The following is a 21,033-nucleotide window of genomic DNA, read 5'->3' as shown; positions in this document are numbered from 1 at the left end:
CCACGAAAGCTATAATCCCCGCATCTCTCTTTAAAAACGGGAACGTCTATGATCCGCAGTATGACCGCCTACGCCCGGCGTGAAATCAAGGGTGAATGGGGCTCTGCCTCTTGGGAACTGCGCTCGGTTAACCAGCGTTATCTGGAAACTTACTTCCGTCTGCCAGAGCAATTCCGCAGCCTTGAGCCGGTTGTGCGCGAACGTCTCCGTACCCGCCTGACGCGCGGAAAAGTTGAATGCAATCTGCGTTTTGAGCCAGACGCCAGCGCGCAAGGCGAGTTGATCCTTAATGAGAAACTGGCTAAGCAACTGGTTAACGCAGCGAACTGGGTCAAAATGCAGAGCGACGAAGGGGAAATCAATCCGGTTGATATTCTGCGCTGGCCTGGCGTAATGGCGGCTCAGGAACAGGATCTGGACGCTATCGCCGCACAAATTCTCGCTGCGCTGGATAGCGCGCTGGATGATTTCATTGTCGCCCGCGAAACCGAAGGCCAGGCATTGAAGTTGCTGATCGAACAACGCCTTGAAGGTGTGAGCGCCGAAGTCACCAAAGTCCGCGGGCATATGCCGGAAATCCTGCAATGGCAGCGCGAGCGCCTGGTCTCCAAACTGGAAGAAGCGCAGGTGCAGCTTGAGAATAACCGTCTTGAGCAGGAACTGGTGCTGATGGCGCAACGTATCGACGTGGCCGAAGAGCTGGATCGTCTCGACGCTCACGTCAAAGAGACCTACAACATTCTGAAGAAGAAAGAAGCTGTTGGCCGTCGACTCGACTTTATGATGCAGGAGTTCAACCGTGAGTCGAACACCCTGGCGTCCAAGTCTATTAACGCAGACGTCACCAATTCAGCCATCGAGCTGAAAGTGCTGATCGAACAGATGCGCGAGCAGATTCAGAACATCGAGTAAATTCTCTCAAAGTCCATATCAATCCATAAGCCCATGTTAAATGGGCTTTTTGCTCTACTCGTCTCATCTGGCAGTTTATAACCCTATCCTCCACACCGATTCTTCATCAGGATAGGGTAACTCACTGTCAGGACGGTTCAGGTTTTCATCAAAGCAGGAGAACCGGGGAAATTTGGAAATGGGCGTGGCTTGTATCTGAAAGTCCAACCAAAGTGTGAGCCTTACTGGATGCTTCGATACACAATCCACTCTACAAGACGAGATCTGCTTGCTTCACTGTCAGTTCCTCTGCACGTAGCAGAGCGGTGTTTCAACCACAAACTGAAAGGTGTAGAAGGGATCTATAACAGGCATGATTACTTTGATGAAAGAAAGAAGCCTTAAAAAGGGTTGCTACGAGAATGATATTTATTAATGAGCGTTACGATCAATCTCCCTTCTCTTTTAGCAGTTGCTTACTTTGACATGCGTCGCAACATAGATCGCATCCTGATAAAGAATCCAGCCTAAACGCTCAGACAAAAAATGTTAAGAAAAGTACTGATTGCAGTATTAAAATATAACTGTATAGTAGTTGTACATTTGACTGAAAGGGATTTGTTTCAAATGAATGGAATCGATAGTAAATTGATAATCTTCACCACAAAAAAAAGATTTAATGACATAAATGCCGATGATATGCAGAGCGGCGATATTGATGCTGATACACTAAAAAAGCATTATCATCTCGGACAAGTATCAACACTTATAGACTGGACAACTTTTTGTCCTTCCTATAAACATCCCTCTCTAAGCTCAATACCTGCCGTAAGTAGAGAAAAAGCCATTGCCATGTTATATGATGAGTTAAGATCTCAATCCCATGTATTTTCTTTCCAGGGTCCATACCAGGGTTTGATCAAAGATCTGTTCAATCATATGCAACGGAATAATGGAAGAGATTACCAACATCCAGCAATGAATAATGCGTACAAAAATCTCATTTTGACTGACAGCTCCCCTAATAGTACTTTAGCCATCATTAAAAAAGCTATCGAGCAATTTGATTTTAGAAAATCAAAACTGATAAAAGAGCATTTTTCAAACGATTTATATAATAGTTTTTTACCAAAATACACAAGATGGAAAGATTGGGTCAATGGAATGGGCATAGCCGTTCATGGTATAAACAGTACAGAAATTTCCATTGAAAGTCTCATCCTTCAAGGAAATAGGTATACTGCGGTTGTAAAATACAGAGCACAAGATCATTTTGGGTTAGACAGAGAAGATATATTGAAACCCCAATTCAATTCGATTGCTTTTTTTAGGATATGGTTTGTCCTTCAGCGGGCAAAACATTTAGCTCAAAAACCATTTTTCACAAATTTTGAAGCCACTATAACATTGACAGGAGAAAACAATGTTTAATTATAAAAGGATTGGAGCAATTACAATTATTTTAATCATTGCATACTGCATATGGATTGCTGTCAGACCAACAAAAATAGTCAGGGTGAATAATGGTGTAGTTTTTGTAGAACATTTACCAATGACAACAGAAGGAAAATTAAAATGGTGGATAAAAAATAAGGACTTCCTTCAGAAGGAGTATCACGTTATCAATACACCATATAACTTCACAGTTACCATCATGAGCTTCGATGGTTATGAACAATTACCCAAAGGAACAAGGGATGGTTCTCTCGATGATTATACTTGCTTTGATGATACGAATGGCAAACATGAAAAATGTGTGTATAACAATATAGCAATAGTTGTTCGAGGCAATCTTAATAGTAAACAATTCATAAATATAAACGGTGAAACTTATATCCAGACACAAGATGGTAAAGTAGTTTTAGAATAAAATCTTTAGTCATTATGTTGTTATGCATTTAATTATAAAAAATAATCTGTCGTATAAAATACAGATTATTTAAAATTATATCATCCAGGTTGGCTCTAAAAACAATAAACATTTCCGTTTGTAAGATGAGTTGAAATCCAGAGGCTGCGACTCCCCTATTTGCCTTCCCAAATCGACGTGGATATGCTGCTGTAAACGTTACCGCAGGTGATGGCTCCCGAGGAGTAGAACTGACGTTTATTAGCATAATTACTTTTGTCAGGCTAAAAACCACAAACCCGGCCACACCCCCTCTATAGATAAAAGAAATTTATCTTTAAAATCATTTAATTAAATCAATTCCCTTTTTACATTCGCATTAGTAAAAGTTATCCAACACGCCATGTGTGAGAAAATCTCAATCGTCGTCTGCCATACGAGCCGCTACCCTGCCGCCTCTGAATCACGGAGGCGATATGCTGTTACACACTCTTTATCTTATTGGCATTACCGCCGAAGCCATGACAGGTGCACTGGCGGCAGGCCGCCGCCGGATGGATACCTTTGGCGTTATTATTATTGCCACCGCCACTGCACTTGGCGGCGGCTCGGTCCGCGATATCCTGCTTGGCCATTATCCGCTTGGCTGGGTTAAGCATCCCGAATACGTCATTATTGTCGCCGTTGCCGCAGTTCTGACCACCATTTTTGCTCCGGTAATGCCGCATCTTCGTCGCCTGTTTCTGATCCTTGATGCTCTCGGACTGGTGGTGTTCTCCATCATCGGAGCACAAATCGCACTGGATATGGGCGAAGGTCCGGTGATTGCAACTATTGCGGCCGTGGTTACTGGCGTATTTGGTGGTGTATTACGCGATATGTTCTGTAAACGTATTCCCCTGGTATTTCAAAAAGAACTTTATGCCGGAATCACCTTTGCCTCAGCCGTGCTCTATCTCGCCCTTGGCCATTATATTTCCAACCATGATACGGTCGTGATCGCCACACTCCTGTTCGGCTTCACCGCCCGCCTACTGGCAATCCGCTGGAAATTGGGACTGCCGGTATTCCATTACAAACACAACGCTCACTGAAACGCCTTCACGCCTTGCTTGCCCAGCCATAACGTCAATTGTTCAACCACTGGCGTCCGAACAAAGGTGATAAGCTGCCGGGCTTTTTGTGCACCAATGGCGGGTAACTGCTGCCATGCAAGTTCATCACGTGCGCGTACTTGCCGCCAGTGTGTGTCACTCGTCGCTTTTAACGCCGCCTGCGGCAACGGCGTGCCGAGCGCATTCAGCCAGCGAGTAAACGGCCTGTCGCGCGCTAACGAAAACCGATGCCAGAGTTGCAGGCCTCGCGCAGCAGAGAAACCCGGCGTCGCCTGCAATTGCGCCTTCGTCAGCGCCAGCCAGGAAAATATGTGCTCGAAACGATGTGCCTGATGCAATGCACGCCAGCCTTCTTCTCCCACGCCGTCAATGCCGAGCGCTTTTGGCGACCCAAGCCAAACCAGTCGGGCAATAAATTGCTCGTGGCACTCAGGTGAGGCATAAAAACAGGTAAGTGGCGTAAATCGTGCATCCGGCGGCGTGGGCTTTTCCCGTTCCACTCCACGCCAGACCACGCGATTGATCCGCGGGATACCCTGTCCGGCAAGGCTGACAGAAACCTCATCTCCCGGAGCGATATCCAACACCTGCCATTTTCGGATGGAGCCAATATTCACTCGCCGAACACGTTTATCATCCAGTTGCACCGGCTCAAGCTGCGCCACCACCGAAATCTTACCGGTACGGCCTGTAGTGAACTGGATCGCGTTGACCCCGGTAACCTGCTCAACCGGCTCGTATTTCCAGGCGGCAACCCAGTGCCCGTCTCCGGGCAACCACGTGTTTCCTGCCGGTTCCATCACCGTACGGACTACGACGCCATCGGTTACAAACGGCAACGGTGATGTGTACCAACTGGCGCGTAAACGCTCCACATCCTGCACATTATCTACCGCCACGCTGTAACGCTGTACCCATTCAAACCCCGCTTTGCTAAGTAACTCAACCTTTCGGGAAAATGTTGCCGGGCCATCCGGCCAGGCCCAAACGAAAAACGCCAGCTCAGACAGAAGAGGCGTGTCGCGGCGGCTCATCATCGCCCCTGCCACCTTTGCCCTGGCGTTGAGCCCTCCCATACGTTTTTGAATGTGATCATCGCGGCGTAGAAACAACTCCCCTTGCAAAATACTATTCGCCAACAAACCGGTTACCGTTTTGGGAATCGACGGAATAGCACGCACTTTTTCTGTCCAGTCCTCTCCTGCCAGGCCATCACCACGGCTGATGGCTTGCACCAGCTTGCCATGCCGGTATACCAGCGTGACCGCCACACCATCCACTTTCGGCTGAACCCAGAGATCCTTCTTTCCTGCCATCCATTGCTGTAGCGCATGTTTATCGGCCAGTTTGCGCACCCCGGTATGCGCCACCGGATGTTTCACATTACCGCCAGGCAATGTCGATACACTGCCTACGGCATGCAGATCAAAGCAACGCTGCCATTGCGTTAAGCGCATGCTGAGCCGGTCATACACATCATCACTCACGCCGCTCTCGCCCTGCGCCCAATAGTCGTTGTTCCACTGAGCAAGTTGTTGTTGCAGTCGGCTGACCTCTTCTTGCGCCCGCACTGGCGACCAGACCGGGCAGGTCGCCTGAGTGAACACACTCCACAGCAACAGACACATTGCGGCTCCGGCTTTTCTCCACATCATGATTTCTCCCTTGTGATAGCGCAGCCGTTATAGCGTTGCCGGGATGGCTCTTTCGAGCAGGAAAAAGGGAGATTGCGAGGACGGTTCAGGGAATTCATCGTGACAATGAAAATTTGCAGACAAATCAGGAAAGCAGTATGGAAAACGTCAAACTCAGCGGGAAAAAGTGTGACAAAAGCTACGTCACATAGCAGCGATGTGTATAATAGGCACGTATGTAAGTTTCCTTTCGCAATTCACATACAAAAGACTCTCATGGCTCAAGGCACGCTCTATATTGTTTCCGCCCCCAGCGGCGCGGGTAAATCAAGCCTCATCCAGGCTTTGTTGAAAACCCAACCGTTATACGACACGCAAGTTTCTGTTTCGCATACGACGCGCGCGCCGCGCCCGGGCGAAGTGCACGGTGAACACTATTTCTTTGTTAATCATGACGAGTTTAAGGTCATGATTAATGACGACGCGTTTCTTGAGCATGCCGAGGTGTTTGGCAATTACTACGGCACCTCCCGCGCGACCATTGAGCAAGTGCTGTCCACCGGCGTGGATGTGTTTCTCGATATCGACTGGCAGGGCGCGCAACAAATTCGCACCCGAATGCCGCAGGCACGTAGCATCTTTATTCTACCGCCGTCGAAAGTGGAGCTGGATCGTCGCCTGCGTGGGCGTGGTCAGGACAGCGAAGAGGTAATCGCGAAACGTATGGCGCTGGCAGTTGCGGAAATGAGTCATTACGCAGAATATGATTACCTTATTGTGAATGATGATTTCGATACCGCCTTGGGCGATTTGAAAACCATTATTCGCGCTGAACGTCTGCGCATGAGCCGCCAGAAGCAGCGACATGACGCTTTAATCAGCAAACTATTGGCAGACTGAGCCTGGTTTCAGTATCATGCCCAGTCATTTCTTCACCTGTGGAGCATTTTAAGTATGGCACGCGTAACTGTTCAGGACGCTGTAGAGAAAATTGGTAACCGTTTTGACCTGGTGCTGGTCGCCGCGCGTCGCGCTCGTCAGATGCAGGTTGGCGGCAAAGATCCGCTGGTACCGGAAGAAAACGATAAAACTACCGTTATCGCGCTGCGCGAAATCGAAGAAGGTCTGATCAACAACCAGATCCTCGACGTACGTGAGCGCCAGGAGCAGCAAGAGCAGGAAGCCGCAGAACTGCAGGCCGTCACCGCCATTGCTGAAGGTCGCCGTTAATTAATCCTGCAGCAGGTCACCCTTGTATCTGTTTGAAAGCCTGAATCAGCTGATTCAAAACTATCTGCCTGAAGACCAAATCAAACGTCTCAGGCAGGCGTATCTCGTTGCACGTGACGCTCACGAGGGCCAGACACGTTCAAGCGGTGAACCTTATATCACGCACCCGGTAGCGGTAGCCTGTATTCTGGCTGAGATGAAACTCGACCACGAAACACTCATGGCCGCGCTACTGCATGATGTGATTGAAGATACCCCAGCCACTTACCAGGATATGGAACAGCTGTTTGGCAAAAGCGTTGCCGAACTGGTGGAAGGGGTATCCAAACTTGATAAGCTCAAGTTTCAGGATAAGAAAGAAGCGCAGGCCGAAAACTTTCGTAAGATGATCATGGCGATGGTGCAGGACATCCGCGTCATTCTGATCAAACTTGCCGACCGCACGCACAACATGCGCACGCTGGGTTCACTTCGCCCGGATAAACGTCGCCGCATTGCCCGTGAAACCCTCGAAATCTACAGTCCGCTGGCACACCGTTTAGGTATTCATCACATTAAGACCGAGCTTGAAGAGCTGGGTTTTGAAGCGTTGTACCCAAACCGTTACCGTGTCATCAAAGAAGTGGTGAAAGCCGCGCGCGGCAACCGCAAAGAGATGATTCAAAAAATCCTCTCAGAAATCGAAGGGCGTTTACAGGAAGCGGGCATTCCCTGCCGCGTGAGCGGGCGTGAAAAACACCTTTACTCCATCTACTGCAAGATGGTGCTGAAAGAGCAGCGTTTTCACTCCATCATGGATATCTACGCGTTTCGCGTCATCGTTCATGATCTGGATACCTGCTATCGCGTACTCGGTCAGATGCACAGCTTGTATAAGCCGCGCCCGGGCCGCGTTAAAGACTACATCGCCATTCCAAAGGCAAACGGCTATCAGTCGCTGCACACCTCGATGATTGGTCCGCACGGCGTACCGGTTGAGGTGCAGATCCGCACGGAAGATATGGATCAGATGGCTGAGATGGGGGTCGCCGCACACTGGGCATATAAAGAGCACGGTGAAAGCAGCACCACGGCGCAAATTCGCGCCCAGCGTTGGATGCAAAGCCTGCTGGAGCTACAACAGAGCGCCGGTAGCTCGTTTGAATTTATCGAGAGCGTTAAATCTGATCTCTTCCCCGATGAGATTTATGTTTTCACCCCGGAAGGCCGCATCGTTGAACTGCCCGCGGGCGCTACGCCAGTGGACTTTGCCTATGCCGTGCATACCGATATCGGCCATGCCTGCGTGGGTGCGCGTGTCGACCGCCAGCCTTACCCGCTGTCGCAGTCGCTCTCCAGCGGCCAGACGGTAGAAATTATCACCGCGCCGGGCGCCCGCCCGAACGCCGCATGGCTGAACTTTGTCGTCAGCTCGAAAGCACGAGCCAAAATCCGCCAGATGTTGAAAAACCTCAAGCGCGATGATTCCGTCAGTCTCGGTCGTCGTCTGCTCAACCATGCATTAGGCGGAAGCCGCAAACTGGCGGAAATCCCACCGGAGCATATTCAGCGCGAGCTGGACCGCATGAAGCTGGCAGCGCTGGACGATCTGCTGGCGGAAATCGGTCTCGGCAACGCCATGAGCGTCGTGGTGGCGAAAAACCTGCAGCAAGGGGAAGCAGTGCAAGCCGTACAAACCCCTGCCGGTACGGGCAACAATGGCGGCCATCTGCCGATTAAAGGCGCCGATGGTGTGCTGATCACCTTCGCCAAATGCTGTCGCCCGATCCCTGGCGACCCGATTGTCGCTCACGTCAGCCCCGGTAAAGGGCTGGTTATCCACCATGAGTCCTGCCGTAATATTCGGGGTTATCAAAAAGAAGCCGAGAAATTTATGGCCGTGGAGTGGGACAAAGAGACCGCCCAGGAATTTATCACCGAGATCAAGGTGGATATGTTCAACCATCAGGGAGCACTGGCTAACCTGACGGCCGCCATCAATACGGCCTCTTCCAATATTCAGAGCCTGAATACGGAAGAGAAAGATGGTCGTGTATACAGTGCTTTCATCCGTCTCACGGCGCGCGATCGCGTCCACCTGGCGAATATCATGCGTAAGATCCGCGTGATGCCAGACGTGATTAAAGTCACTCGTAACCGAAACTGATTTTATGAATTCTCAGCGTTATGCGCGTATTCGCGAGATGCTTGCCAGGCGTCAGCCTGATCTGACCGTCTGCATGGAGCAGGTTCACAAACCTCATAACGTCTCCGCAATTATCCGCACGGCGGACGCCGTCGGTGTGCATGAAGTTCACGCCGTCTGGCCGGGCAATCGCATGCGCACCATGGCCTCTTCCGCTGCGGGCAGTAATAGCTGGGTAGAAGTGAAAACGCACCGCACCATCAGCGACGCCGTGGGCGAACTGAAAGCACGCGGTATGCAGATCCTCGCCACTCATCTGTCTGACAACGCTGTCGACTTTCGCGAGATCGATTACACCCGCCCGACCTGCATTCTGATGGGGCAGGAAAAAACCGGGATCACCCAGCAAGCGCTGGATCTGGCGGATCGGGACATTATCATCCCGATGATCGGTATGGTGCAGTCGTTGAACGTCTCCGTGGCTTCTGCATTGATTTTGTACGAAGCTCAGCGCCAGCGGCAAAACGCGGGCATGTACCAGCGTGAAAACAGTATGCTGCCGGATGCAGAGCAGCAGCGCCTGCTGTTCGAGGGGGGTTACCCGGTGCTGGCGAAAGTCGCAAAACGCAAAGGCCTGCCTTACCCTCACGTCAATACCGAAGGGCAAATCGAAGCCGACCCGACATGGTGGGCCACCATGCAGGCGGCAGGGTAACCGCATGAAAGGCCGCCTGCTCGACGCAATTCCGCTCAACACGCTGACCGGCGTTGGCGCGGCGCAGAGCAGCAAACTGGCAAAAATCGGCCTGCACACCGTGCAGGATCTCCTGCTTCACCTGCCGTTGCGCTATGAAGATCGCACCCACCTTTACCCCATTGCCGACCTGCTGCCGGGCGTTTACGCCACGGTGGAAGGCGAAGTGTTGAATTGCAACATCACCTTTGGCGGGCGTCGGATGATGACCTGCCAAATCAGCGACGGCTCCGGCATCCTCACCATGCGCTTTTTTAACTTCAACGCGGCGATGAAAAACAGCCTCGCCACCGGCCGTCGTGTGCTGGCCTACGGTGAAGCGAAACGCGGGAAGTACGGCGCCGAGATGATCCATCCGGAGTACCGCATTCAGGGCGATCTCAGCACACCGGATTTACAGGAAACCCTGACACCGGTGTATCCGACCACCGAAGGTGTGAAACAGGCAACCTTGCGCAAATTGACCGATCAGGCGCTGGACCTCCTGGCGACCTGTGCCATCAGCGAACTGCTGCCGCCAGAGCTGGCGCAGGGCATGATGAGCCTGCCGGACGCCCTGCGCACGCTGCACCGCCCGCCGCCAACCCTTCAGCTAAGCGACCTCGAAAGCGGGCAGCACCCGGCGCAAAAACGTTTAATTCTCGAAGAGTTGCTGGCTCACAACCTGAGCATGCTGGCGCTACGAGCCGGAGCACAGCGCTACCATGCGCAACCGCTCATCGCCAACGATGCGCTAAAACAGCGTCTGCTGGCATCATTACCGTTTAAACCCACTGGCGCACAGGATCGCGTCGTGGCGGAAATCGAGCGCGACATGGCGCAGGATATGCCTATGATGCGCCTTGTGCAGGGCGATGTCGGCTCCGGTAAAACATTGGTTGCCGCGCTCGCGGCCTTACGCGCCATCGCCAATGGAAAACAAGTGGCGATGATGGCCCCGACCGAACTGCTGGCTGAGCAGCACGCGAATAACTTCCGCAACTGGTTTGCCCCACTCGGCGTGGAAGTGGGCTGGTTGGCGGGCAAACAGAAAGGCAAAGCGCGGCAAGCACAGCAGGAGGCGATTGCCAGCGGTCAGGTGCAGATGATTGTCGGTACCCACGCTATTTTCCAGGAGCAGGTGCAGTTTAACGGCCTTGCGCTGGTGATCATTGATGAACAACACCGCTTTGGCGTTCATCAGCGTCTGGCGCTGTGGGAGAAGGGTCAACAACAGGGTTTTCACCCGCATCAGTTGATCATGACCGCCACGCCCATTCCGCGAACGCTGGCAATGACAGCCTATGCCGATCTGGATACCTCCGTCATCGACGAATTACCGCCGGGGCGTACGCCGGTCACCACCGTCGCCATTCCGGATACCCGCCGTAACGACATTATCGATCGCGTGCGCAACGCCTGCACCGATGAAGGTCGCCAGGCGTACTGGGTCTGTACACTGATTGAAGAGTCTGATCTACTGGAAGCGCAAGCGGCGGAAGCCACCTGGGAAGAACTGAAACTGGCGCTACCGGAGCTGCATGTGGGCCTGGTGCACGGGCGAATGAAGCCCGCCGAAAAACAGGCCGTTATGCAGGCCTTCAAGCAAGGCGAACTGCATTTGCTGGTCGCCACCACGGTGATTGAAGTGGGTGTGGACGTGCCCAACTCCAGCCTGATGATCATTGAAAACCCGGAGCGTCTCGGCCTTGCGCAACTCCACCAGTTGCGTGGCCGCGTCGGGCGTGGTGCGGTGGCCTCGCACTGTGTGCTGCTGTATAAATCCCCGCTGTCCAAAACCGCGCAAAAACGCCTGCAGGTATTACGTGACAGCAACGACGGCTTTGTGATTGCGCAAAAAGATCTGGAAATTCGCGGCCCCGGCGAGCTGCTTGGCACCCGCCAGACCGGCAATGCCGAATTCAAAGTCGCCGATCTGCTGCGTGACCAGGCGATGATCCCCGAAGTGCAACGCACTGCCCGCCATATTCATGAGCGCTACCCGCAGCTGGCGGAAGCCCTGATCGACCGTTGGATGCCGGAAACAGAACGCTACTCCAACGCGTGAGTTTTAGAACCTTATCCCGTAAAAAGAACACCCCTTAGAAAAGTATGTTTTTAGCAAAGCAACCGTTTGCTTTTACCAAACAGTCCGATAAAATCACCGCTTTTCCATCCAGGGGATTGCTTGAGATGTCCGTAAACACCATCGAGTCAGAAAGTGCGCAACCGGTTGCGCAGACTCAACCCAGCGAACTGATCTACCGCCTTGAAGACCGCCCTCCGCTGGCGCAGACGCTGTTTGCCGCGCTGCAGCATTTGCTGGCGATGTTTGTCGGCGTTATCACGCCCGCGCTGCTTATCTGCCAGGCGCTGGGTTTACCGGCTCAGGACACTCAGCACATCATCAGCATGTCGCTGTTCGCCTCTGGCGTGGCTTCCATTATCCAGATCAAAGCCTGGGGGCCGGTGGGTTCTGGCCTGTTGTCGATTCAGGGCACCAGCTTTAACTTTGTGGCGCCGCTGATTATGGGGGGTACCGCACTGAAAACCGGTGGTGCGGATGTGCCGACGATGATGGCTGCACTGTTCGGCACTCTAATGCTGGCAAGCTGCACCGAAATGGTTATCTCCCGAATTCTGCCGCTGGCGCGCCGTATTATCACCCCGCTGGTCTCCGGTGTGGTGGTGATGATTATCGGCCTGTCGCTGATTCAGGTTGGTTTGACCTCCGTGGGCGGCGGTTTTGCCGCAATGGGCAACCACACCTTCGGCGCACCGAAGAACCTGCTGCTGGCCGGCGTGGTGCTGGCAATCATTATTCTGCTAAACCGCCAGCGTAATCCTTACCTGCGTATCGCCTCTCTGGTGATTGCTATGGCGGTCGGTTACGTGCTGGCGATGTTTATGGGTATGCTGCCAGCCTACAATGCCCCGGCGGACGCCTTTATGGTGCCAACACCGCTCTACTACGGCCTGAGCATTGACTGGAATCTGCTGCTGCCGCTGATGTTGGTGTTTATGATCACCTCGCTGGAAACCATCGGCGATATCACCGCCACGTCCGACGTTTCTGAGCAGCCGGTTGCCGGCCCGGTCTATATGAAGCGCCTGAAAGGCGGCGTCCTGGCTAACGGCCTCAACTCCTTCGTCTCGGCGGTGTTTAACACCTTCCCGAACTCCTGTTTCGGTCAGAACAACGGCGTGATCCAGTTGACCGGCGTCGCCAGCCGCTACATCGGCTTCTTTGTCGCGCTGATGCTGATTGTGCTTGGTCTGTTCCCGGCGGTGAGTGCGTTTGTGCAACAACTGCCTGAGCCGGTCCTCGGTGGCGCAACGCTGGTGATGTTCGGAACCATTGCGGCGTCTGGCGTGCGTATTGTCTCCCGCGAACCGCTGAACCGCCGTGCGATCATGATAATTGCGCTGTCACTGGCGGTCGGCCTTGGCGTCTCCCAACAGCCGCAGATCCTGCAATTTGCGCCGGATTGGCTGAAAAACCTGCTCTCTTCCGGCATCGCCGCAGGGGGTATCACGGCAATTGTATTGAATCTGATTTTTCCGCCAGAGAAAAACTGATGCATGCTGCGGCAACGGGGCCAAACCGTTGCCACAGTCACTTCCTTTCATCATTCCGCCCTTGAGCATTGCGCATAAATCGTGCATAACTGCCTGACTGACACGTTGGGGATGGAAGATGATGAAATTTCTTGGAAAGCTGCTCCTTGTTGTCGCTATCGTCTTGTTACTGGCGATGCTGGCTGTCTATTTCTTGTTGCAAACCCGCTGGGGCGCAACACAGGTTAGCCAGTGGGTCAGCAACAACAGCGACTATCATCTGACGTTCGATGTGATGGATCATCGCTTCTCTTCCCCGTCCCATGTGCTGCTGAAAAACGTTAACTTTGGTCACAAAGGCAAACCCGCCACGCTGGTCGCTAAAACCGTCGATATCGATCTCAGTAGCCGCCAGCTTACCGATCCGCTGCATGTAGACACCATTCTGTTGCAGGACGGCACGCTTAATCTCTCCCCCGCTGCCGCGCCGTTGCCTTTCCAGGCCGATCGTCTGCAACTGAGCAATATGGCGTTTAACAGCCCGGCCACTGGCTGGGATCTGAGTGCGCAACGGGTCACCGGCGGTGTTGCGCCGTGGCAACCGGTCGCAGGCAATGTGCTCGGCAGCAAAACGCAGATCCAGATGAGCGCCGGATCATTGATGTTAAACGGCGTTCCCGCCAGCAACGTTCTCATTCAGGGCAGTATTGATAAAGATGTGGTCACGCTGACCACCATTGGCGCGGATATGGCGCGCGGTTCGCTGACGGGCGATGCGCAACGCAATGCCGACGGCAGTTGGGTAGTGAATAACCTGCGGCTGAATGATATCCGCCTGCAAAGCGACAAATCCCTGCTCGATTTCTTTAATCCGCTGACCACGCTGCCGTCACTGAAAATTGGCCGAGTTGAGGTGACGGATGCGCGCCTGCAAGGGCCGGAATGGGCGGTTACCGACCTCGATCTGAGCTTGCGCAACCTGACGCTGGAAGGCGGCGACTGGAAAAGCGAAGACGGCAGACTGTCGATGAACGCCACCGAGTTTATTTACGGTTCGCTGCATCTGTTCGATCCGATCCTTAACGCCACTTTCTCGCCGCAGGGCATTGCGCTGCAGCAATTCACCTCACGCTGGGAAAACGGCATGGTGCGCACCTCCGGTAACTGGTATCGCGCCGGGCACGCACTGGTGCTGGACGACGCCGCTTTTGCCGGGCTGGAATACACCTTGCCGGCAAACTGGAAACAGGTCTGGATGGATGAATTGCCAACATGGCTGAACAGCGTGACGTTGAAGAAATTCAGCGCCAGCCGCAATCTGGTGATTGATATCGACCCGGGCTTCCCGTGGCAACTCACTGCGTTGGATGGCTATGGGGATAACCTGCAACTGGCGCGCGAACGCAAATGGGGCGTCTGGGGTGGCAGCGCAAAACTGAACGCCGCCGCCGCAACGTTTAATCGCGTTGATGTGCGCCGCCCGTCGCTTGCGTTAAACGCGAACAGCAGCACGGTGAATATCAGCGAACTTAGCGCTTTTACCGGCCAGGGCTTGCTGGAAGCCACCGCCGTGGTTTCACAAACGCCGGAACGCAGCGTCAACCTCAGTCTGCGCGGGCGCGGCGTGCCGGTGAATGTGTTGCAGGAGTGGGGCTGGCCAGCGCTGCCGATAAATGGTGATGGTAACCTGCAACTGACCGCCAGCGGCAACGTCAACGCAAATGCGCCGCTGAAACCGACGGTGAATGGCGAGTTGCAGGTGATAAATGTCCAGAAACAGCAGCTAAAACAAAGTATGCATGGCGGTGTCGTTTCCGGTGGTGTGGTTGCCCCTCCAACTGAGTCTGCGCCATCACCCTCACCCCAGCCCTCTCCCTGAAAGGGAGAGGGAGAAAACCCGCACTGACTTTATCCCCCAGGTCCCTTTGGGGAGAGGATCTGAGAGAGGAAAACCGCACCAGTCTTCTCCCCTCCCCCCTTTGAGGAGAGCGTCAGGGGGAGGGGAAAACCACACCAGTCTTCTCCCCTCCCCCCTTTGAGGAGAGCGTCAGGGGGAGGGGAAAACCACACCAGTCTTCTCCCCTCGCCCCTCTGGGGAGAGGGTCAGGGTGAGGGGAAAACCGCACCAGTCTTATCCCCTCGCCCCTCTGGGGAGAGGGTCAGGGTGAGGGGGAAACCGCACCAGTCTTATCCCCTCGCCCCTCTGGGGAGAGGGTCAGGGTGAGGGGAAAACCGCACTTATCCCCTCGCCCCTCTGGGGAGAGGGTCAGGGTGAGGGGGAACTCACAGCGTGATCCGAATCTCCTCACTCTGCGGCGCTATCACCACACCTTGTTCGCTGCCCGACTGCGTAGCCCCCTGCACCCCGGCAATCTGTGTGATATTGCGCAGGCACAGCGTCCAGTTGCGGGCTTCGCCTTCAGCCTGCACGCTAATCACGCCGTTTTCACGTTTCGCCCGCAGGCGGAAAATCACCGCGCCGCTCGCATCCGGTACTTCGCACAGCGCTTCACGCCCCTCATCCAGCGCAAACAGCTGGAAGGCGGTGTTTTCATGCCAGGCGTAATCCGGGCGCTGATCGTTGCTGCCCAGCGCCAGTAGGGTATTGTCACGCACATAGACCGGCAGGCTCATCACGTCGTGGCGCTGTTGATGCCAGCGACTGCCGTTCAGGACATCGTTATGCCACAGGTGCGTCCAGCGCCCTTCCGGCAGATAAAACTGCACATCTCCCGCTTCGCTGAACACCGGTGCCACCAGCAGCGCCTCGCCCAACATGTACTGGCGGTCGAGGTAATCGCAGGCGGGATCGGTCGGGAACGAAAGCATCATGGCACGCATCATCGGTGTACCGCATTTATGCGCCAGCGCCGCCTGACGGTAAAGGTACGGCATCAGGCGGCATTTCAGTTGCGTAAAGTGGCGCACCACATCGCAGGACTCTTCATCGTAAGCCCACGGCACGCGGTAAGATTTGCTGCCGTGCAAGCGACTGTGGCTGGAGAGCAGACCAAACGCGCACCAGCGTTTGTAGACATGCGCAGGGGCGGTATTTTCGAAGCCGCCAATGTCGTGGCTCCAGAAACCAAAACCAGACAGACCAATAGAGAGCCCACCGCGCAGGCTTTCCGCCATCGATTCATAGTTGGCGTAACAGTCGCCGCCCCAGTGCACCGGGAACTGCTGCGCGCCAACGGAGGCCGAACGGGCAAACAGTACCGCTTCCCGCTCGCCCACCGTCTCTTTCATCGCCTTCCACACCAGTTCGTTGTAAATATAGGCGTAGTGGTTGTGCATCTTCTCTGGGCACGCGCCGTTATGCCACACCACATCGGTCGGGATGCGCTCGCCAAAGTCGGTCTTGAAACAGTCGACCCCCATCGCCATCAGGCCTTTGAGTTTATCGGCGTACCACTGGCAGGCTTCCGGGTTGGTGAAGTCGTAAATGGCCAGCCCCGGTTGCCATTTGTCCCACTGCCATAGCGAACCATCGGCGCGTTTCAGCAAGTAGCCTTTCTCTTTCAGCTCACGGAACACCGGGGACTTCTGGCCGATATAGGGGTTGATCCAGACGCAGATTTTCAGCCCGCGCGCTTTCAGGCGTTTGATCATGCCTTCCGGGTCCGGGAAGGTCACCGGATCCCATTCAAAATCGCACCACTGGAACGCCTTCATCCAGAAGCAGTCGAAATGGAACACATGCAGCGGCAACTGGCGCTCCGCCATGCCATCGATAAAACGATTGACCGTCGCTTCGTCATAATTGGTAGTAAACGAAGTGGTCAGCCACAGGCCGAAAGACCAGGCCGGGGGCAGCGCCGGGCGGCCGGTAAATTGCGTATAGCGGTTCAGCACCGCCTGCGGCGTCGGGCCATCAATGACAAAGTACTCGAGATACTCCCCTTCCACGCTGAACTGCACTTTGGAGACCTTCTCGGAGCCGACTTCAAACTCCACGGCCTGCGGGTGATTCACCAGCACGCCGTAGCCCCGGTTCGTCAGGTAGAACGGGATATTCTTATAGGACTGTTCGGTGCTGGTACCGCCATCGCGGTTCCAGGTTTCCACCGTCTGGCCGTTACGCACCAGCGCGGTAAAACGCTCACCGAGACCATACACCGTCTCGCCAACACCAAGATCCAGCCGCTCGAACATGTAGTTACGCCCGCGGTTGTTATCCTGCACATAGCCGTTGTTCTTCACCTGACTCCCGGTAATGCGCACGCCGTCACGCAGAAAGTCGAGCGCCCAGTTGTCACCTTTCCCCACCCGCACGCTCAGCGCGCCGCTTTGTAGCTCTGCAAAATCGTCGGTGTTACGCAGTACAACATCCACATACAGCGATGGGTTCAGCGGGAAGTGCGGGCCGTTATCCACCGCGCCCTGAAAGTGCTCAATGCGTACGCCAATAATGCCTTCCTGCGGCGAGAAAAAGCGCAGCGTAAACAGCGGTGTGTCCAGTTGCCATGTGCGTTCGCGCACATCGCGCGGCGCGGCATACACCACCATCTCATTGCCCTGCTGTTCAACGTCGAACACCTGAATGGGCTGGATTAATGTCAGACCCGGCTGGATCAGCCAGTTGCCATCACTGATTTTCATGCATGACTCCTTACAGTAATTCTTCCCGGGGAGAGGCGTTGCCATGGCCTTGTGGATCGCGGCGTTCACCACGCGCCAGTTGCGCCATAATTGATGTCAGGAATGGCGTTTTGAGGGTGTAGAAGCGTTTGGCAATAAAGGCGCTCAATAAGTAGCAGAGCGCCGGAACCAGCGTGAACAACGCAATGATGATGCTAATCGTGGCACTGTTCTGGCTCTGCGCTGCCGCGTTGTAACCGCCACCCGCCAGCGCCCAGCCGATCAATGCGCCGCCCAGCGCCAACCCAAGTTTCAGCACAAACAGCGTGCCCGCAAAACTGATGCCGGTAAGGCGTTTGCCGTTGCACCATTCGCCATAATCCACGGTGTCGGACATCATCACCCATTGGATGGGAGTGACCAGTTGGTGAAGCACGCCGATAACGAAGATGAAGATAAACATGGTGACGCTGGCTTCGATCGGCACGAAGAACATGGCGACGCTGAGCACGGTGAGCGCGGCGTTGGTCCACCAGAAGATGGTGACTTTGCATTTCCAGTCGGTGAGCGGCTTGGCCAGCGCGCTGCCAATCAGGTTGCCGACACAGTAAGTGGTGAGGAAGGCGGTGAAGATGGCGGCATCGCCCATGATCCAGGTGACGTAATACATCATTGCCCCACCGCGCACGCACACGGCCAGGATGTTGAGGATGGTGAGCAAACCGACGATGCGCCACTGGTCGTTTTGCCAGATGTCGCGCAAATCTTCTCGCATGGAGGTGGTGCTCGGCGGTGCCTGGATACGCTCTTTGGTGGTGAAGAAGCAGAATGCCAGCATCATAAAGGCGACCACCGAGAGCACCGCAATACCGCCCTGGAAGCCGAAGACTTTATCTTCTCCGCCAATCAGTTTGACCAATGGCATCATCAGCACGGTGGAGAGCATGCCGCCCGCAGTTGCCAGCACAAAGCGCCAGGATTGCAGCGAAATACGCTGTTGCGGGTCGTTAGTGATGACTCCGCCCAATGCGCAGTACGGAATGTTTACCACGGTGTAAAGCAGGGTGAGTAACGTATAGGTTACAGCGGCATATATCATCTTGCCGCTGACGCTGAGATCCGGTGTGCTGTATGCCAATACGCAGACCACGCCGAACGGCAGTGCGCCGAAGAGGATCCAAGGGCGAAACTTACCCCAGCGGCTGCGCGTGCGGTCGGCAATCAACCCCATACAGGGATCGGAAATGGCGTCCAGCGCGCGCGCCAGCAGGAACATGGTGCCAACGAAACCGGCGGGAATACCGAAGATATCGGTATAGAAAAACATCATGTACAGCATCACGTTATCAAAAACGATATGGCTGGCGGCATCGCCCATCCCGTAGCCAATCTTTTCTTTCACAGAAATAATCTGACTGTCCATTTTTGTTTCCTTAACGCCTGAAAAGTAAGCGGAGAGCGGTCTCAGTGGTTGTAAACGATCGTTTTTCAGGCGGGTATTCCGTTTTCTGGTTATCAGATTACGTTTATTCTTTTCTGTGATCGTGGTTACTTTCGCAGCACGAAAAAGCTAACCATCGGAAAATGTGAGGTTTTATCTGAAACGTGGATTTGAAGCGGCAGCACAACGAGAAAATTTATGGCCAGGGTATGTGGTAAATGCATGAAAGTAGCTATAATGCGCCCCGCCTCCATGTAGCAATGCAGGCGCGGAAGGTCGTCATCTCCGGTGAGGTGGCTGGACTTCAAATCCAGTTGGGGCCGCCAGCGGTCCCGGGCAGGTTCGACTCCTGTGATCTTCCGCCAAAAATCAAACTTCGGCTGTTTATTTATTCATCGCTCGCCTTAAAGAAAGAAATCAAATCAGCGACCCATTTATCACACTCCCTTACTTTAACTTTACTTGAATCTTTAGTATATATTTCGGCGACTAATGCTTTCATTTTTGGTGTGGTTAAGTAGTTATAAAGCTCGCTTTTCTTTTCATAACCTTCCATTGAAATTGGTTTTAAAAAAGAAATACCGTTACTTAGGTTTACATATTTAATATCTTGATCCAGTTCATAAAATTTCAAATAACCATCAAGAAGCATGTCTTTTTTTGAGATTTCTTTCAACACATTAAAAAACAAAACAGGCTCTAACAAATCCTCAATTTCAGTATTAATTCCTATTGTCGATGCAACAGATATCAAATCACTTTGATCTTTATCTAAACTTAATCTATAGAAGCTAAGTTTATTTTTATAATTACCTTGTTTATACCCTTCAATACGTATAACATTCTTCGCATCCGTATCAATCAAACACATCACCTTACCTTTTATTTCCTTATTTTCTTGTTTATCGGAAAAAGGGACGTGGAGGAAATCATATATTTTCTTTATGTTCCCGCACCCATTAAAGGGTAAAATATATAGGTTATCAACTTTATTATCTAATAAACCTTTCAGGTAAAGATAATCTTCGGTACCTTCACAAAACAGCCAATTATAATTTTTCTTTTTGAGAAGAGTTAGCATTGATGCCATAAGATCAAAGTAACTACGAATTTCTATTGAGTTAGGGAAAGACCGTCTATTTTCCTGAAGGTTACTCAGCGGAAACGCCTCAATCCTAACATTAACACTATCATCCTTAGAAACGAAGTGAAGCGTGCCTTCAATAGGTCTAAGCACAAGGCCATACCAATGTGTAGTAATAAAAATTTGTCGACCAAAACGCTCAGATAAATCAATTAAACTACAGAACTGCTCGAATCGATGAGCAGACTCAAGAGAAACTTCAGGCTCATCTATTGCTAAAATAACTTCTTTTTCCTTTTCTTTTTGAGTAGAAAGTAAAGTTGTAGCAATATCAATAAGTGCGAGTCTTTGCTCGCCTGAACTAAGATTATTTATACTTTTAGAGTGTTTAGAGAGTGGGCGTAAAGAGAAATATTTTACAAAAATTGATTCAAGTATATCTGTAGTGACCTGCTCCCCATTGATTAACACACGACGATGTTAGTAATGTCTTCATCAGCAACGTGAGGACATCCCCATGAAGAAGCGTTTTTCTGACGAACAGATCATCAGTATTCTCCGCGAGGCCGAGGCTGGCATTTCCGCCCGTGAGCTTTGCCGTAAGCATGCTATTTCTGACGCAACCTTTTACACCTGGCGTAAGAAGTATGGCGGTATGGAGGTGCCCGAGGTTAAACGCCTGAAGTCGCTTGAGGAAGAGAACGCCAGGCTCAAGAAGCTGCTTGCCGAAGCCATGCTGGATAAGGAGGCGCTTCAGGTGGCTCTGGGGCGAAAGTACTGACGACAGGCCAG

Annotated in this window: 15 protein-coding genes, 1 tRNA gene and 2 pseudogenes; 14 read left to right on the top strand and 4 right to left on the bottom strand. The window is 52.9% G+C overall.

Annotation, left to right across the window (positions count from 1 at the left end; all coding sequences use genetic code 11):
* Nucleotides 1–48 precede the first annotated feature (48 nt).
* From GA0061071_RS11530 to GA0061071_RS11510, 5 genes and pseudogenes are all read left to right on the top strand, one after another.
* Complete coding sequence (locus GA0061071_RS11530; RefSeq protein WP_061492494.1) at nt 49–912, top strand: YicC/YloC family endoribonuclease; 864 nt, start codon at nt 49–51, stop codon at nt 910–912.
* 219 nt (nt 913–1,131) lie between these two features.
* Nucleotides 1,132–1,296: pseudogene (locus tag GA0061071_RS23285) on the top strand (tyrosine-type recombinase/integrase); the annotation flags it as partial.
* A gap of 222 nt (nt 1,297–1,518) precedes the next feature.
* Nucleotides 1,519–2,322: a DUF3289 family protein gene (locus tag GA0061071_RS11520; protein ID WP_088238257.1), complete on the top strand. Its 804-nt coding sequence runs from the start codon at nt 1,519–1,521 to the stop codon at nt 2,320–2,322.
* Complete coding sequence (locus tag GA0061071_RS11515; RefSeq protein WP_061492493.1) at nt 2,315–2,761, top strand: DUF943 family protein; 447 nt, start codon at nt 2,315–2,317, stop codon at nt 2,759–2,761. Before GA0061071_RS11520 ends, GA0061071_RS11515 begins: the two co-directional genes overlap by 8 nt.
* 455 nt (nt 2,762–3,216) lie before the next feature.
* A complete protein-coding gene (locus GA0061071_RS11510; RefSeq protein WP_088238256.1) occupies nt 3,217–3,834 on the top strand; it encodes a trimeric intracellular cation channel family protein in 618 nt (205 codons plus the stop codon).
* On the opposite strand, the gene ligB is transcribed toward GA0061071_RS11510, so the two are convergent.
* A complete protein-coding gene (gene ligB / locus GA0061071_RS11505; protein WP_088238373.1) occupies nt 3,828–5,507 on the bottom strand; it encodes an NAD-dependent DNA ligase LigB in 1,680 nt (559 codons plus the stop codon). The genes GA0061071_RS11510 and ligB overlap by 7 nt on opposite strands.
* 258 nt (nt 5,508–5,765) lie before the next feature.
* On the opposite strand from ligB, the gene gmk reads away from it, so the two are divergent.
* From gmk to GA0061071_RS11470, 7 genes are all read left to right on the top strand, one after another.
* Nucleotides 5,766–6,389, top strand: a complete 624-nt coding sequence (gene gmk, locus GA0061071_RS11500) for a guanylate kinase (RefSeq protein WP_088238255.1) — start codon at nt 5,766–5,768, stop codon at nt 6,387–6,389.
* Between the two features lie 54 nt (nt 6,390–6,443).
* A complete protein-coding gene (gene rpoZ / locus GA0061071_RS11495) occupies nt 6,444–6,719 on the top strand; it encodes a DNA-directed RNA polymerase subunit omega (protein ID WP_000135058.1) in 276 nt (91 codons plus the stop codon).
* 22 nt (nt 6,720–6,741) lie between these two features.
* Entirely contained in the window at nt 6,742–8,865 is a 2,124-nt protein-coding gene (gene spoT, locus GA0061071_RS11490) for a bifunctional GTP diphosphokinase/guanosine-3',5'-bis pyrophosphate 3'-pyrophosphohydrolase (protein WP_061492489.1), read from the top strand.
* Between the two features lie 4 nt (nt 8,866–8,869).
* A complete protein-coding gene (gene trmH, locus GA0061071_RS11485) occupies nt 8,870–9,559 on the top strand; it encodes a tRNA (guanosine(18)-2'-O)-methyltransferase TrmH (RefSeq protein ID WP_061492488.1) in 690 nt (229 codons plus the stop codon).
* 4 nt (nt 9,560–9,563) lie between these two features.
* Entirely contained in the window at nt 9,564–11,645 is a 2,082-nt protein-coding gene (gene recG, locus GA0061071_RS11480; RefSeq protein WP_088238254.1) for an ATP-dependent DNA helicase RecG, read from the top strand.
* Nucleotides 11,646–11,770: 125 nt separating this feature from the next.
* A complete protein-coding gene (locus GA0061071_RS11475; protein WP_061492486.1) occupies nt 11,771–13,156 on the top strand; it encodes a nucleobase:cation symporter-2 family protein in 1,386 nt (461 codons plus the stop codon).
* Nucleotides 13,157–13,277: 121 nt separating this feature from the next.
* Nucleotides 13,278–15,014 (top strand): AsmA family protein, encoded by a 1,737-nt coding sequence (locus GA0061071_RS11470; protein WP_088238253.1) that lies wholly within the window; start codon nt 13,278–13,280, stop codon nt 15,012–15,014.
* Nucleotides 15,015–15,418: 404 nt separating this feature from the next.
* Here the strand turns inward: GA0061071_RS11470 and yicI are convergent, their stop codons facing one another.
* Together yicI and GA0061071_RS11460 are read right to left on the bottom strand one after the other, a co-directional pair.
* Nucleotides 15,419–17,737, bottom strand: coding sequence for an alpha-xylosidase (yicI, locus tag GA0061071_RS11465; RefSeq protein ID WP_088238252.1), 2,319 nt, complete (start codon nt 17,735–17,737; stop codon nt 15,419–15,421).
* Nucleotides 17,738–17,747: 10 nt separating this feature from the next.
* Entirely contained in the window at nt 17,748–19,139 is a 1,392-nt protein-coding gene (locus tag GA0061071_RS11460) for a glycoside-pentoside-hexuronide family transporter (protein WP_088238251.1), read from the bottom strand.
* A gap of 288 nt (nt 19,140–19,427) precedes the next feature.
* Between GA0061071_RS11460 and GA0061071_RS11455 the strand changes: the two genes are divergently transcribed.
* Nucleotides 19,428–19,522: transfer RNA gene (locus tag GA0061071_RS11455), tRNA-Sec, on the top strand.
* A gap of 23 nt (nt 19,523–19,545) precedes the next feature.
* Here GA0061071_RS11455 and GA0061071_RS11450 read toward each other — a convergent pair.
* Complete coding sequence (locus tag GA0061071_RS11450) at nt 19,546–20,712, bottom strand: AAA family ATPase (protein ID WP_139109655.1); 1,167 nt, start codon at nt 20,710–20,712, stop codon at nt 19,546–19,548.
* Between the two features lie 46 nt (nt 20,713–20,758).
* On the opposite strand from GA0061071_RS11450, the pseudogene GA0061071_RS11445 reads away from it, so the two are divergent.
* Nucleotides 20,759–21,016, top strand: a pseudogene (locus GA0061071_RS11445) (transposase); the annotation flags it as partial.
* Nucleotides 21,017–21,033 lie beyond the last annotated feature (17 nt).

This window comes from Kosakonia oryzendophytica (assembly GCF_900094925.1).
Taxonomy (GTDB): Bacteria; Pseudomonadota; Gammaproteobacteria; order Enterobacterales; family Enterobacteriaceae; genus Kosakonia; species Kosakonia oryzendophytica.
Note: the sequence above shows the minus strand (reverse complement) of the source record. Positions and strands in the feature narration are given on the sequence as shown.